This is a genomic window from Brachybacterium sp. p3-SID957, from assembly GCF_025144775.1.
Classification (GTDB): Bacteria; Actinomycetota; Actinomycetes; order Actinomycetales; family Dermabacteraceae; genus Brachybacterium; species Brachybacterium epidermidis.
The window spans coordinates 40,924-55,184 of record NZ_JALXKT010000004.1; the positions used below are offsets into that span (position 1 = coordinate 40,924).

The following is a 14,261-nucleotide window of genomic DNA, read 5'->3' on the forward strand; positions in this document are numbered from 1 at the left end:
TGATGCACCCCCTAAGCGGCCCGCAGCGGGCCGAAGTGCCCGCCTACCCACGCCGGCATCCTGTACCCCGGGGAGGTCTCGATGCGGGCCTGGTCTCACGCGCTGCTCGCACCCGGGGGCCGCGCCTGATACGTCTGTGAGACCCCCGACTCATCCGAACTGTCGATGCGCGAGCAGGCGATGCTTCGACCATCGACACCGGATCATCGACCATGGCACCGGTGCGGAGCTGCCCGGTGCTCGTAGCGTGGGGCATGGCGGCGACGGGCCGCCCACGCACGATCAGGAGCAGCCATGTCGCAGTCGTACTCTCCCCCTCCTCCGGGACCGAATGGCCCCGGGGCGACCGTACCTCAGCCCACGGGGGCGTCGCGAGCCGGTCGCACCCCGGCACCGACACTCATCAACGGTGCCACCACCCCAGGGACTGCTCGGCGAGCAGCGCATGAGGCACCCGTGGGAGATCCCCCTGCTCGTGGTGGGAAGCCTGATCACCACAGGTGCCTATCTGCTGTGGCTGGCCCTGGTCGTCATGAGCGTGGTCAACGCCATCCGCGGGAACGGCCCCACCCTGCTGGACCTGGGCGAGGGCCCGCTGGCCACGTTCCTGTACCAGCTGTTCGCCGTGATTATGCTGCTGCCGCTGATCCTGTGGATCGCTCGCGCGGTGATGTACGCGGATCTGCGCGCCCAGTCCGTCCGCATGAGCCCCACGCAGTTCCCGGAGGGGTACCGGATGGTGGCCGAGGCCGCAGCCCAGCAGGGCCTGCGCCGCGTGCCCGACGCCTACGTCGTCTCCGGTGGAGGCACGATCAATGCCTTCGCCTCCGGGCACGGCTTCCGACGCTTCGTCACCGTGTACTCGGATCTGTTCGAGGTGGGCGGCGCGGTGCGCGACCCGGAGGCGCTGCGCTTCGTGATCGGCCACGAGGTGGGTCACATCGCTGCCGGTCACACCTCCTATTTCCGGCTGCTGTTCACGAACCTGATGATGCAGGTGCCGGTGCTGGGACCGGCGTACTCCCGCGCCCAGGAGTACACCGCCGACAACTTCGGCTACGCCCTCACGCCCGACGGGGCCGCCGGCGCGATGGCCGTGCTGGGGGCTGGCAAGTACCTCAATGCCCACGTCAACGTGCACGAGTTCGCGGATCGTGCCGCCACCGAGAAGGGCCTGTGGCTGCACATCGTCAACTGGCGGGCCAGCCATCCGGTGCTGACCTGGCGCACCCATGCACTGCGCGACCGCAGCCGCCCCGGCCACCTGTGGCTGCGGCCCGGCCTGCTGGGCTCCCCCGGTGCCACCTACTCGTCCGCCCTGCCCGCGGGCAGCTCCTTCTCCCGCCCGTACCCCACGCCCGTGGAGGCTCTGGACCTGCTCGCTCGGGCCGATGCCAGCCGGCCCGCGGGGGCCACGAACCAGTTCGGTCGCTTCCCGGGCGTGGACTACAGCGGACAGCCCAGCACGCGGCAGCTGCAGACGGCGCCGCCGGTGCTGTAGTGGCGGGGCGGGAGGTCAGCTGTCGCGGGCGTTCAGGGCGCGCCGCTTCTCCTGCACCTCGCTGAGCCGCCGCAGGATCTCCTGGTAGCGCTCGGCATCGGAAGGATCGGTGCGCTGCAGTCGCTGCTTGAGCACCGAGTACTCCCGGGTGATGGACAGTTCGCTGAGCCGGTCCAGCAGGGAGCGAGCCAGGCGCCCCAGGGACTCCTCGTCCCGGGCGGGCAGCTGCAGGTTGGCGATCTCGACGATGAGGGGTCGCACCGTCTCCCCGGCGATCTCCAGCACCTGATCGAGGTAGCGAGCTGGGGTCAGTGTGCCGTCCACCGCCTCCAGCAGGGTGCCGGCCGCGAGCATCACGTCCCACACGCCCTGCAGAGCCGGGACGTGGAAGGCGTCATCGGGCAGCGCGCCGACCTGCTCCACCGAGAGCAGGCGCGGGGCCTGCAGCATGACAGCGAGGGACTGCACCTCGACCTGCCCCACGGGATCGCGGCGGCTGACCACGTCGGCCAGGCGCGCCACCGGCATCATCGGCTCGTCGGCATCGTGACCCTCTCCCTCAGCGGGCCGTTCGCCCGGACGGGGGTCTCCGTGGCCGTCGAGCCGGTGATCCGGGACGCTGCGGGGCTGGTACGGATCGTCGCCGCGGTGGGTGCCGCGCTCGGCGTGCCCCTGGCTGCGAGCCGCGTCGTGCACGGCGCGCAGCACGGTGCGCTCGTCCATCCCCAGCCAGCCGGAGAGCCTGCGCGCGTACTCCGGGCGCATGGCCCGGTCGCGGATCTGGGCAACGACGGGAGCGGCCATGCGCAGCCCGCTGACCTGGCCCTCGACGGTGTCCAGGTCAACCTGGGCCAGCACCGAGCGGATGGCGAACTCGAACAGCGGGGTGCGGGACTCCACCAGGTCCACCACGGCGGCATCCCCCTGCGCCAGGCGCAGATCGCACGGATCCATGCCGGATCCCTCCACCGCCACGAAGGTCTGGGCGACGAAGCGCTGGTCCTCCTCGAAGGCGCGCAGGGCGGCCTTCTGCCCGGCCGCGTCGCCGTCGAAGGTGAAGATGACCTCCCCGCCCAGTCCCCGGCCATCGGTGTTCAACCGCAGGCCGGCCGACGGGTTCGAGTCGCCCATCACACGGCGCACGATCTTCACGTGCTCGGCACCGAAGGCGGTGCCGCAGGTGGCCACCGCGGTGCGCACCCCGGCCAGGTGGGCGGCCATCACGTCGGTGTAGCCCTCGACCACCACCACGCGGCGCTGGGAGGAGATCTCCTTGCGGGCCAGGTCCAGCCCGTACAGCACGTGGGACTTGCGGTAGATGGCGGTCTCGGGGGTGTTGAGGTACTTGGGGCCCTTGTCGGTCTCCAGCAGGCGCCGGGCACCGAAGCCGATGGTGCTGCCGGTGATGTCGCGGATGGGCCACATGAGCCGGCCCCGGAACCGGTCGTACACCCCGCGCTGGCCCTCGGAGACCAGACCGCTGGCCTTCAGCTCCGCCTCGGTGAAGCCGCGCCGGCGCAGCTCGGAGCTGATCGCGTCCCAGCCCTCAGGGGCGAAGCCCACCCCGAACTGCTCGGCGGCGGCGCGGTCGAATCCGCGCTCGGCCAGGAAGCGGCGCCCCACCTCGGAGGCGGGAGCGGAGAGCTGCTCGCGGTAGAACTCCTCGGCGATCGCGTGGGCGTCCAGAAGGCGGCGCCGGGTGCCGAAGTCGGGCCGGTCCCCGTCCCCGCCGCGGCCGGACTCCTCGTAGTGCAGCTGGACGCCGTAGCGCCCGGCGAGCATCTCGACGGCCTCGACGAAGCTGAGGTGGTTGATCTTCTGCACGAAGGAGATGACGTCGCCCCCCTCGCCGCAGCCGAAGCAGTGCCAGTGGCCCAGCTGGGGCCGGATGTGGAAGGAGGGAGTCTTCTCGTCGTGGAAGGGGCACAGGCCCTTCATCGATCCCACGCCCGCGGTGCGCAGCATGACGTGCTCGCCGACCACTTCGTCCAGCCGTGCGCGCTCGCGCACCAGGTCCACGTCGGCGCGACGGATCAGTCCCTGGGCCATGCGCTCACAGCTCCGATCCGAGCCCGGGCAACGGGGTGTCCGCGGCGGTGAGATGGGTGGCGGTGCGCTCGAAGAGGCTGGCGTGCAGGTGGCGGGCTGCCACATCGGTGAAGGAGGCGATCTGGTCGACCACCACGCGGCGCCGGGCGTCGTCGTCGCTCGCCTGCTCCCACAGCTCGGTGAACAGCGGTGAGAGGTGCGCGGTGCCGGTGTGCCACAGCTGGGAGTACAGGTCGCGGATGATCTGCTCCTGCTCCTCGTAGACGGGCTGCTGGCTGGCCGAGCTCATCACGTAGGCGGCGGCCAGGCCCTTGAGCACCGCGATCTCCAGCAGGGTGGTCTCCGGCACGATCGCGTCCCCGTCGAACCGGGAGATGGGGCCGGGCCCGTGGGCCTCCCGGGTGGCCGACACCACCGAGCGGGTGAAGCGACCGATCAGCTGGCTGGTGAGGTCCTTCAGGGCGGCCGCGGAGCGCATGTCACCGCTGAAGTCCCGCACCCAGTACGGCTCGCCCTCCAGACGGGCCAGGGCCTCGTCGAGCGCGTCCACGGGCACATCGGGGGTGTACCAGTCCTGGACCACGAACAGGGCCGCGGCCCGCTCCATCGGATCGCTGAGCCGGCCCAGGTCCAGGGTGCCACCGGTGACGGCGTCCTCGACGTCGTGGACGGAGTAGGCGATGTCGTCGGCCAGGTCCATCACCTGGGCCTCGAAGCACTTGCGGCGCTCGGGGGCACCCTGCCGGGCCCAGGCGTACACGTCGAGGTCATCGGCGTAGGCCCCGAACTTGGAGGAGGACGGATCCGGCCCCTGGCCCCGGGCCCACGGATACTTGATGGCGGCATCCACGCAGGCCCGCGTGAGATTGAGCCCGTAGGAGCGATCGGGGCCGACGAGCTTGGGCTCCAGGCGCGTCAGCAGGCGCAGGGTCTGGGCGTTGCCCTCGAAGCCGCCGAAGTCCGCAGCGATGTCGTCCAGGACCTTCTCCCCGTTGTGGCCGAAGGGCGGGTGACCGAGGTCGTGGGAGAGGCAGGCGGCGTCCACCACGTCCGGGTCGCAGCCCAGCTCCGCACCGATGTCGCGCCCCACCTGTGCGACTTCCAGGGAGTGGGTGAGGCGCGTGCGCACGAAGTCGTCGGAACCGGCGCCGAGGACCTGGGTCTTGGCACCCAGGCGGCGCAGGGCCGAGGAGTGCAGCACGCGGGCCCGGTCCCGCTGGAACGGGGTGCGGGACTGGGACTTGGGCGCTTCGGGGGCCCAGCGCTCGAGATCGGCGGGCTCGTAGCCGGCGGGCACGACGGGACGGTTCACCAGTCAGCCCCCCGAGGTGTCCAGCTCGGCCTCGTGGAGGCGGCCGGCGTGATCGGCGGTCAGGTCACGGGAGTCCATCCAGCCCTCCGGGACCACGGCTCGCTTGGGCGACCCGGCCCGGCCGCGGGGGCCCTCCACCGCCGCGCCAGGGTAGGGGGAGTCCAGGTCCAGCTCACCCAGCTTGCGGTCCAGATCCTCCAGGGACTCCATGGTGGCCAGGCGGTGGCGCATCTCCCCGCCCACCGGGTAGCCCTTGAAGTACCAGGCCACGTGCTTGCGCAGGTCCCGGATGCCGCGCCCCTCGTCGCCGTAGAACTCCACCAGCAGCTCGGCGTGCCGGCGCAGGATCGCCGCGACCTCGCCCAAGGTGGGGCGGATCCGGTCGGGGCGGCCCGCGAAGGCGGCCGCGAGGTCGGCGAACAGCCACGGCCGTCCCTGGCAGCCGCGGCCCACCACGACCCCGTCGCACCCGGTCTCGTCCATCATCCGCACGGCGTCCTCGGCGGACCAGATGTCCCCGTTGCCCAGCACGGGGATCTCGGTGACCAGTTCCTTGAGGTCGCTGATCGCCTCCCAGCGGGCATCGCCGGAGTAGTGCTGGACCACGGTGCGGCCGTGCAGCGCGATCGCGGCGGCCCCGACCTCCTGGGCGATCAGGCCGGCGTCGCGGTAGGTGACATGGTCGTCGTCGATCCCGATGCGGGTCTTCACCGTGACCGGGACGTCCCCTGCGGCCTCGACGGCGCCGCGAACGATTCGGGTGAACAGCTCCGTCTTCCAGGGCAGCACTCCCCCGCCGCCGCGGCGGGTGACCTTGGGGACAGGGCAGCCGAAGTTCAGGTCGATGTGGTCGGCCTTGTCGCGCTCCAGCAGCATCTCCACGCTGCGACGCACGGTGACCGGGTCCACCCCGTACAGCTGCACGGAGCGCGGCTTCTCCCGCTCCCCCATGGTGACCAGCCGCCAGGACTCGCGGTGGTCCTCCACCAGGGCGCGCGTGGTGACCATCTCGGAGACGTACAGGCCGCCGTCGTCCTGGCTGTGGAGCGCACCGAACTCACGGCACAGCAGGCGGAAGGCCATGTTGGTGATGCCCGCCATCGGTGCCAGCACCACGGGGGTGTCCACCGTGTGAGGACCGATGGTCAGGGTGCGGCGCGGGGTCCGGTCAGCTGCGCGCCCGGGAACGTCACGACGCCCCGGGGCGGTGGCGTCCGGGGGCGTCGTGGGGTCCTCGAGCATTGTCATGATGCTTCGATTGTCCCACCGATGCGGGCGGCCCGGGCTCCCCAGCACGGTGATGTGCACCGTGGTCCCTCCCCAGCGTGATCCCGGCTACATGCTCACCTCGTTCGGGCCGCTCATGCCGGGCGTTCGCATCCCGTCCGGACGACCGGCCCGGAAGGAGCGGGGCCACGCCTGGCACACTGGTGGGAGCAGTCAGAGCGCCCAGGAGCATCCAGGAGGAGACCATGTCCGCGACCCGCAGAGCAGCACCGCGCATCGGCTTCCTCGCCCAGGTGGATCATTCCGCGCTCACGGAGGGCATCCAGCTGTTCGTCACCGCCGACGAGCTCGGGTACGACGTGGGCTACGTCCGCACCCGCCACCTGCAGGACGCCCTGTCCTCACCGCTGCAGTTCCTGGCCGTCGCCGGGCAGTACGCCCGACGGATACAGCTGGGCACCGCCGTGATCCCGCTGCGGTTCGAGAACGCAGGACGACTGGCCGAGGACCTCGCCACGGCCGACCTTCTGCTGGGCGGGCGGCTGCGGCCGGGGCTCGGCTCCGGCTACTCCGCCCACGATGCGATGTACATGCGTGCCTTCGGGGCCCTGGCCGACGACCGCGCCGATCACGTGGACCGGGTCCTGGCCGACATGCTTTCCTTCCTCGAGGGCGAGATCGTCTCCAGCGCCGACGCGCACATCGAGGGCGTGGAGCAGGGCACCTCCCTGCAGGTGCAGCCGCAGTCCGAGGGGCTGCGCGCACGGATCGCCTACGGCGCGGCGGGTCCTGAGCGTGCCGCCAAGGCCGGTCGGGACGGCCTTGGTCTGCAGCTGGCCACCATGGTTCCCGACGACGGCTCGGGACGCTCCTTCGAGACCCTGCAGCTGGAGGTGCTCGAGGCCTACCGCGAGGCGAGCCGGGAGGAGGGTCACGGGGAGGGACACGTGATGGTCTCCCGCCAGATGATCCCGGTGGCGCAGGAGTCGGATCTGGAGCGCTACGTCTCACTGATCCCCCGCGAGCGGGCGGCGGCACCCGCCGTCTTGGCCGAGCACAAGGGCGAGGAGATCGGCGGGCACCGGGCGGTGTTCAGTGAGGTCGTGATCGACACCCCGGGCGTGGTGGCGCAGGCGCTGGTGGCCGACGCCGTCGTGCAGCAGGCCGATGAGATCTGCCTGACCCTGCCCTTCGGTGCCACCCCGGCCGAGCAGCGCACCGTGCTGGAGACCTTCGGTCAGCAGGTCCTGCCGCACCTGGTCACAGCGATCATCTGACGCACGAGGCCCCTGCACCGGGCACAATCGACAGGTGACCACTCTCGTCAGCCACGCCGTCGACGACGACCTGCCGGCGCTCGCACCGATCGAGGACGCCGCGGATCGCCTGTTCGTGGACACGTACGTCCCTGAGGCCGAGAGGCCCGAATGGTACGGAGCGCCCAGCGGTCACCAGCGGGCCTCCGCCCCCGGGTTCATGCTGGTGGCCCGTGAATCGGCCGACGGCCCCGTGGTGGGCTTCGTGCATGTGCTGGAGCCCGCCGGGCTCGCGCACCTCGAGCAGCTGTCGGTGCTGCCGGAGCATGGACGGCGCGGCCACGGACGAGCGCTGGTCGAGGCTGCCCTGTCCGAGGCAGCGGCGCGCGGTCACCGGGCGATAACCCTGCGCACCTACGCCGAGATCCCCTTCAACGCCCCCTTCTACCGGTCCTGCGGCTTCGAGGTGTCCCAGCCGGGATCGCCGTTCCTGCGGCGTCTGGTGGAGGCGGAGCGGGAGCAGGGGCTCATGCGGTACGGAACCAGGGTGCAGATGACCGCGCACCTCCCCTCTCCTGACGCAGGCTCACCTGCCGACCAGTGGGTGGCGTGAGGGCTGATCCACCAGCTCCGCCACGTGTGGCTGATCTGCTCTGCGGTGCCGGTTCGGTCATCGTGGGCCCGGCTCCGGCAGGTCCGCGAGGGCGGGCCTGCGGGCCGATCAGGCGCCGCGAAGGCGCTCGGCCAGGTAGCCCTCCACCTGGTCCAGTGCCACGCGCTCCTGGGCCATGGTGTCCCGCTCGCGCACGGTGACCGCTTGGTCGTCGGCGGTCTCGAAGTCCACGGTGATGCAGAACGGGGTGCCGATCTCGTCCTGGCGGCGGTAGCGGCGACCGATCGCCTGGGACACGTCCATGTCCACGTTCCAGCGGCCGCGCAGCTGGGCGGCGAGCTGCTCGGCGCGGGGCACCAGGTCCTCGCTCTTGGACAGCGGCAGCACCGCCGCCTTGACCGGCGCCAGGCGCGGATCGAGCTTGAGCACCGTGCGCTTGTCCACCCCGCCCTTGGCGTTGGGGGCCTCGTCCTCGGCGTAGGCGTCCACCAGGAAGGCCATCATCGAGCGGGTCAGGCCGAAGGACGGCTCGATCACGTACGGGGTGTAGCGCTCACCGCTGGCCTGATCGAAGTACTGCATCTTCGTGCCCGAGGCCTCGGTGTGGCTGCCCAGGTCGAAGTCGGTGCGGTTGGCGATGCCCATCAGCTCGCCCCACTCACTGCCCTGGAAGCCGAAGCGGTACTCGATGTCGATGGTGGCGTCGGAGTAGTGGGCGCGCTCGCCGTCGGGCACGTCGAAGCGCCGCATGTTGTCCGGGTCCACCCCGAGGTCCACGAACCAGTTCCAGCATGCCTCCACCCATTCGTCGAAGTGGGCGCCCGCCTCGGAGGGGTGGGTGAAGTACTCGATCTCCATCTGCTCGAACTCGCGGGTGCGGAAGATGAAGTTGCCGGGGGTGATCTCGTTGCGGAAGGCCTTGCCGATCTGACCGATGCCGAACGGGGGCTTCATGCGGGAGGCCGTGACCACGTTGAGGAAGTTCACGAAGATGCCCTGGGCGGTCTCCGGGCGCAGGAAGTGCAGACCGGCCTCGCTGTCCACCGGGCCCAGGAAGGTCTTGACCAGGCCGGAGAACTGCTGGGGGTCGGTGTACTCGCCGCGGGTGCCGCAGTTGGGGCAGGGGACCTCGGCCAGCCCGCCCTCGGGGGCGCGGCCCTTCTTCTCCTCGAAAGCCTCGATCAGGTGGTCCTCGCGGAAGCGGTTGTGGCACTGCTTGCATTCCACCAGCGGGTCGGTGAAGGTCGCGACGTGCCCGGACGCCTCCCACACGCGCTTGGGGAGGATGATCGAGGAGTCCAGGCCCACCATGTCCGCGCGGGAGCGCACGAAGGTGCGCCACCACTGCTGCTTGATGTTCTCCTTCAGCTCCACGCCCAGGGGCCCGTAGTCCCAGGCCGAGCGCGTGCCGCCGTAGATCTCACCCGCCGGGAACACGAAGCCGCGCTTCTTCGCGAGAGCGATGACGTTGTCCAGCGTGCTGGCAGGGGCCTTGGCCACGGGGGATCTCCTGGTGGGCGGGGGATGACGGACCTGACCAGCATAGCCACGCCCGCCCTGTGATCGTGCGCACGAAGAGCGTGATCAGGGCGGCATCGGCTTGCGAACCACGACCACCCGCGGTGAGAATGATTGTCATGTCTACCCCTTGTGCGTCCTTCCCGCTCCGTGCCAGCCGTCGTGGCGTGCTGTCCCTGCTCGGGCTGGGGGCGGGCGCCGCGACCCTCGCCGCCTGCGGGGCGGGCGACGGCGACGGCGGCTCCGGGGCACCGACCGTGATCGCCTCCTGCTACCCCACCGCCTTCCTGGCAGAGCGCGTGGGAGGCGCGCACCTGAGTGTGGTCAACCTGGCCACCCCCGGGGCAGATGCCCACGGGCTGGAGCTGTCCGTGCGACAGGTCGCGCAGCTGCGGGAGGCGGCCCTGGTGGTGCAGATCCCCGGTTACCAAGCCGCGATCGACGACGCCATCGCCTCGCACGGCGACGAGAACGTGCTCGATGTCTCCCAGGCGATCGAGCTGCTCTCCAGCAGCGAAGAGCACGCGGAGCACGACCACGACGAGGACGATCACGACGGGCACGATCACGGCCCCACCGACCCCCACTTCTGGCACGACCCGGTGCGGATGGCGGCTCTGGGCGATGCGCTCGCCGCGCGCCTGGGCGAGCTGATCCCCGAGCAGGCTGAGGCCTTCACCGCCAATGCCGGGACCCTGCGCGGCGAGCTCGAGGAGCTCGACCAGGAGCTCACGAATGCCTACGGGGCCGTGAGGGGCGAGCGGCCGTTCGTGACCAGCCACGCCGCCTACGCGTACCTGGCCGATCGCTACGACCTGCACCAGATCGGCATCTCGGGAGTGGATCCTGAGGTCGAGCCCTCCCCGCAGCGACTGCTCGAGCTCGAGCGCGCGATCCAGGACGAGGGCGTGACCACCATCTTCTTCGAGACCACCGCCTCGCCCAAGGTCGCTCAGACCCTCGCCGACAACGTCGGGGTGGACAGTGAGGAGCTGGACAACCTGGAGACACAGCTCTCCGAGGATGCCGACTATCCTCGCGTCATGCGAGAGAACGCCGACAAGCTCATCGCGAGCTGGACGTGACCGGGGCCGGCGCACCCGTTGTCGAGGTCGCGCAGGCCCGTGTCTCCCTGGGCGGCACCGAGGTGCTGCACGGCATCGATCTGCGCATCGACCCCGGGGAGATGGTGGCGCTGCTGGGCGCGAACGGCTCCGGCAAGTCCACGCTGTTGCGCACCATCGTCGGGGTGTTCCCCCTCGACAGCGGCCATGCACGACTGTTCGGCAGCCCCGTGGCGCGCTCGCGCTCCCACGACCGGCTGGGCTACGTCCCGCAGGATGCCACCGACGGCGGCTCCATCCCGGCCACCGCACGGGAGACCGTCGCCACCGGTCTGCTCGGCGCCCGCACGTGGCGCCCCCGCCTGCGGGACCCGCGCGTGATGCGGGCGCTGGAGTCGGTGGGCATGGCAGCGCTGGCCGATCGCCCGATCACCCGGATGTCCGGAGGGCAGCGACGGCGCGTGATGATCGCGCGCGCCCTGGTCCGCGATCCCCGCTTCCTGGTGCTGGACGAGCCGTTCTCCGGGGTGGACCTGCCCACCCAGGAGATGATCGCCCGACTGTTCCGGGAGCTCTCCGCCCAGGGCACCACCATCCTCGTGGTGCTGCACGAGATCGGCCCGTTGAGCGAGGACATCGACCGCGCCGCGGTGCTGGACCACGGCGAAGTCGTGCACGACGGCGCGGTCGAGGATCGGCCCCTGCTGGATCCGGGCCACGACCACACCCACCACGCCACCCCGATCGACGAATGCCTCGGACAGGAACTCGACCACGCATGATCTCAGCCTTCGACCTGCTCACCTCCGACGTGATGCGGTACCCCCTGATCATTGCGGTGCTGATCGGCCTGACCGCGCCCGTCGTGGGAACCTTCCTGGTGCAGAAGCGCCTGTCGCTGCTGGGCGACGGCCTGGGGCACGTGGCGCTCACCGGTGTGGCCGCGGGGTGGCTGGTGGGTGCCTGGATCTCCGTGAGCCCGCACGACCTGCTGGCGATCCCCGGGGCGCTGATCGCCTCCGTGCTCGGGGCGCTGGCCATCGAGTACGTGCGCGAGATCGGCCACACCAGCCGTGACGTGGCCCTGGCGATCCTGTTCTACGGCGGCATCGCCGGTGGCGTGGTGATCATCCAGCTGGCCGGCGGCACCTCCCAGAACCTGATGGGCTACCTGTTCGGCTCGCTGTCCACCGTGACCGCCACGGACCTCACGATCGCCCTGGTGCTCGCCGTGGTGGTGCTGGCGGTGGGCCTGGGGCTCAGCGGACTGCTGGCCGCGGTCACCACCGACGAGGAGTTCGCCCGTGCCTCCGGGTTGCCGGTGCGCCTGGTCAACGTGCTGATCGCGGTGATGGCCGCCCTCACCGTCACCCTCTCGATGCGGATCGTGGGGGCCCTGATGGTCTCGGCGCTCATGATCGTCCCCGTGGCAGCGGCGCAGACGATGGTGGTGGGCTTCGGGCGCACCATGCGCACCGCCATGGCGATCGCCGTGCTCGCCGCGCTGGGCGGCCTGCTCATCACCGTGTACGTCGACCTGCCCCCGGGCGGCGTGATCGTGCTGCTGAGCATCGGCGTGTACGCGCTGGGCCTGATCTCCCGCGCCGTGCTGGGCTCCCCGCGCGGGCGGGAACGCCCTGCGCCCGGTCACAGCGGGGAGCCCGCTGTGGAGCAGGCCCACCCGTCGACCCCGGGGCAGCGCGAGACGCAGGCAGCGGAGCGAGGCGTGAGCAGCACCGCGCGTACCCCGCATCACCCCGCCTAGAGTTTTTCAGCCACGATGGGCGACAATCGTCAGATGCAACGCAATACACGGCAGCGCGCCGCCATCCTCGAGGCGCTCGGGCGGCAGGACGAGTTCCGCAGCGCCCAGCAGATCCACGAGCAGATGCGCAGCGACGGCGAGACCGTGGGCCTGGCGACCGTGTACCGGAACCTGCAGGCGCTCTCCGCCGCGGGCCGGCTCGACGTGCTGGTCAGCGCCGAAGGTGAGTCGCTGTACCGCCAGTGCGAGGCCGAGGGCCACCACCATCACCTGGTGTGCCGCACCTGCGGCCGCACGGTCGAGTTCCTGGCGCCCAAGCTGGAGAGCGCGATGACCGCGATCGCCGAGGAGCACGGCTTCACCGACCTGGACCACACCCTCGAGGTGTTCGGCCTGTGCGATGAGCACGGCCGGCCGAGCGGTGCGGACCTCGAGGATCCGAACGGGTCCGACGCACGATGATGGACTGGGTGCAGTCGCTGCCGATCGTCCCGGCGGTGGCGTTCCTGTACGTCGTGGTGCTGTGCCGGGCGGGGGCCACGTACGCCCTGGGCCGCGGTGCCCGCAAGGCCGCCAATCGCGGCAAGGTGGCCGGCTGGCTGGTCTCCCCCCGTGTGGAGCGCGCCACCCGGATCGTCAACAAGTGGGGGGCGCCTGTGGTCGCCTTCAGCTTCCTCACCATCGGCTTCCAGACCGCCTGCAACGCTGCGGCCGGCCTCACCGGGATGCCGCTGAAGCGGTACCTGCCGGCGCTCGCCGCGGGCGGATTCGCCTGGGCGATCATCTACGCCACGGTGGGCCTGGCTGCGATCGGGCTGTGGCTGCAGCTGTTCTTCCGCTCCCCGTGGGCGGCTGTGGTGGCCCTGGCCCTGGTGGTCGCGCTGGTGATCCAGCTGGTGCGGCACAAGCGCCGCAGCGGTGGCCTGGCGCCCACCGGCACCGGGGACGAGGTCGATGCCCCGGTCCAGGCTGAGGTCAACGGGCCGGTCCAGGCCGAGGCCGACGGGCCGGCTCAGCCGCGGGCCGAGTCGGCGGTGGGGTCGACCCCGGCGTCGGCGCCGACTACCTCCAGCGGCTCCTGATCCGCAGCTCCCCCACGGCCCGCTGAGGCGGCGCCGGGCGGTGCCTTCACGGGCGCATCCACTGCGCCCCCGTACCGTCGGTCCCGTCGGGCGTACTCGGTGATGGCCCGCCACAACACCACGCGGTCCACGTCGGGCCACAGCTCCGGGACGAACACCAGCTCCGCGTAGGCGGACTGCCACAGCAGGAAGTTCGAGGTGCGCTGCTCGCCGCTGGTGCGGATGAACAGGTCCACATCAGGCATGTCGGGGTCGATCAGGTGCCGCGCGAAGCTCGCCTCGGTGATGCCGCGCCCGCTGATCCTGCCGGCGCGGGCCTGTTCCGCGATGTCGCGGACCGCATCGATGATCTCGGCCCGGCCGCCGTAGTTCACGCACATGTACAGGGTCATCCGGGTGTTCCCGGCGGTCAGCTGCTCCGCCTCCTGCAGCTCCTTGATGACGCTCCCCCACAGTCGCTGGGGCCTGCCGATCCACACGATGCGCACCCCCCAGGAGTGGAGGGTGTCCCGCTGGCGACGCAGCACGGTGCGGGAGAATCCCATCAGGAATCGCACCTCCTCCGGGGAGCGCTTCCAGTTCTCCGTGGAGAACGCGTAGGCGGAGAGGTGGGTGACGCCTATCTGGAGGGCACCCGCGACCACGTCCAGCAGGGCGGCCTCCCCGGCCTCGTGCCCGGCGGTGCGCGGCAGCCCGCGCTGGTTCGCCCAACGGCCGTTGCCGTCCATCACCACGGCCACGTGCGCGGGGACCACCTGGCGCGGGAGCCTCGGGGGCTGTGCGCCGCTGGGGTGCTCGAACGGCTCCTCGTGGGGGTGGGGGTCACGGGCCATCAGCGGGATCTCCTGTCGGGGCGGGGTGTCGCAATGGGACG

The 14,261-nt window shown here is 71.1% G+C and carries 13 protein-coding genes; 8 read left to right on the forward strand and 5 right to left on the reverse strand.

The features are described from left to right. The first annotated feature begins 409 nt into the window (after positions 1-409). The gene (locus M3B01_RS01455; protein WP_259789083.1) at positions 410-1,501 is read left to right on the forward strand and encodes a M48 family metallopeptidase; all 1,092 of its coding nucleotides are present in this window, start codon (positions 410-412) and stop codon (positions 1,499-1,501) included. A 15-nt stretch (positions 1,502-1,516) separates the two neighbouring features. On the opposite strand, the gene dnaG is transcribed toward M3B01_RS01455, so the two are convergent. Genes dnaG through dusB form a run of 3 tightly spaced genes read right to left on the reverse strand, consistent with a single transcriptional unit; the run spans position 1,517 to position 6,110 of the window. Beyond that, on the reverse strand, positions 1,517-3,550 hold the full coding sequence (dnaG, locus tag M3B01_RS01460) for a DNA primase (RefSeq protein WP_259789084.1): 2,034 nt from the start codon (positions 3,548-3,550) through the stop codon (positions 1,517-1,519). Between the two features lie 4 nt (positions 3,551-3,554). Beyond that, positions 3,555-4,862, reverse strand: coding sequence for a deoxyguanosinetriphosphate triphosphohydrolase (locus M3B01_RS01465; RefSeq protein WP_259789085.1), 1,308 nt, complete (start codon positions 4,860-4,862; stop codon positions 3,555-3,557). A gap of 3 nt (positions 4,863-4,865) precedes the next feature. After that, positions 4,866-6,110, reverse strand: coding sequence for a tRNA dihydrouridine synthase DusB (gene dusB / locus M3B01_RS01470; protein WP_259789086.1), 1,245 nt, complete (start codon positions 6,108-6,110; stop codon positions 4,866-4,868). 224 nt (positions 6,111-6,334) lie between these two features. On the opposite strand from dusB, the gene M3B01_RS01475 reads away from it, so the two are divergent. Both M3B01_RS01475 and M3B01_RS01480 read left to right on the forward strand, forming a co-directional pair. After that, entirely contained in the window at positions 6,335-7,366 is a 1,032-nt protein-coding gene (locus tag M3B01_RS01475; RefSeq protein ID WP_259789087.1) for an LLM class flavin-dependent oxidoreductase, read from the forward strand. Between the two features lie 34 nt (positions 7,367-7,400). Further along, positions 7,401-7,958 (forward strand): GNAT family N-acetyltransferase, encoded by a 558-nt coding sequence (locus tag M3B01_RS01480; RefSeq protein WP_259789088.1) that lies wholly within the window; start codon positions 7,401-7,403, stop codon positions 7,956-7,958. A 108-nt stretch (positions 7,959-8,066) separates the two neighbouring features. On the opposite strand, the gene M3B01_RS01485 is transcribed toward M3B01_RS01480, so the two are convergent. Next, positions 8,067-9,458, reverse strand: coding sequence for a glycine--tRNA ligase (locus M3B01_RS01485; protein ID WP_259789089.1), 1,392 nt, complete (start codon positions 9,456-9,458; stop codon positions 8,067-8,069). Between the two features lie 137 nt (positions 9,459-9,595). Between M3B01_RS01485 and M3B01_RS01490 the strand changes: the two genes are divergently transcribed. Genes M3B01_RS01490 through M3B01_RS01510 form a run of 5 tightly spaced genes read left to right on the forward strand, consistent with a single transcriptional unit; the run spans position 9,596 to position 13,387 of the window. Then, a complete protein-coding gene (locus M3B01_RS01490; protein WP_259789090.1) occupies positions 9,596-10,561 on the forward strand; it encodes a metal ABC transporter substrate-binding protein in 966 nt (321 codons plus the stop codon). After that, positions 10,558-11,322, forward strand: coding sequence for a metal ABC transporter ATP-binding protein (locus M3B01_RS01495; protein ID WP_259789091.1), 765 nt, complete (start codon positions 10,558-10,560; stop codon positions 11,320-11,322). The genes M3B01_RS01490 and M3B01_RS01495 overlap by 4 nt, the downstream gene beginning before the upstream one ends. Continuing rightward, positions 11,319-12,305, forward strand: coding sequence for a metal ABC transporter permease (locus M3B01_RS01500; protein WP_259789092.1), 987 nt, complete (start codon positions 11,319-11,321; stop codon positions 12,303-12,305). Before M3B01_RS01495 ends, M3B01_RS01500 begins: the two co-directional genes overlap by 4 nt. A 33-nt stretch (positions 12,306-12,338) precedes the next feature. Continuing rightward, positions 12,339-12,767: a Fur family transcriptional regulator gene (locus tag M3B01_RS01505; RefSeq protein WP_259789093.1), complete on the forward strand. Its 429-nt coding sequence runs from the start codon at positions 12,339-12,341 to the stop codon at positions 12,765-12,767. Continuing rightward, complete coding sequence (locus M3B01_RS01510; protein WP_259789132.1) at positions 12,767-13,387, forward strand: DedA family protein; 621 nt, start codon at positions 12,767-12,769, stop codon at positions 13,385-13,387. The genes M3B01_RS01505 and M3B01_RS01510 overlap by 1 nt, the downstream gene beginning before the upstream one ends. On the opposite strand, the gene M3B01_RS01515 is transcribed toward M3B01_RS01510, so the two are convergent. Next, the gene (locus M3B01_RS01515) at positions 13,318-14,220 is read right to left on the reverse strand and encodes an isoprenyl transferase (RefSeq protein ID WP_259789095.1); all 903 of its coding nucleotides are present in this window, start codon (positions 14,218-14,220) and stop codon (positions 13,318-13,320) included. The genes M3B01_RS01510 and M3B01_RS01515 overlap by 70 nt on opposite strands. Positions 14,221-14,261 lie beyond the last annotated feature (41 nt).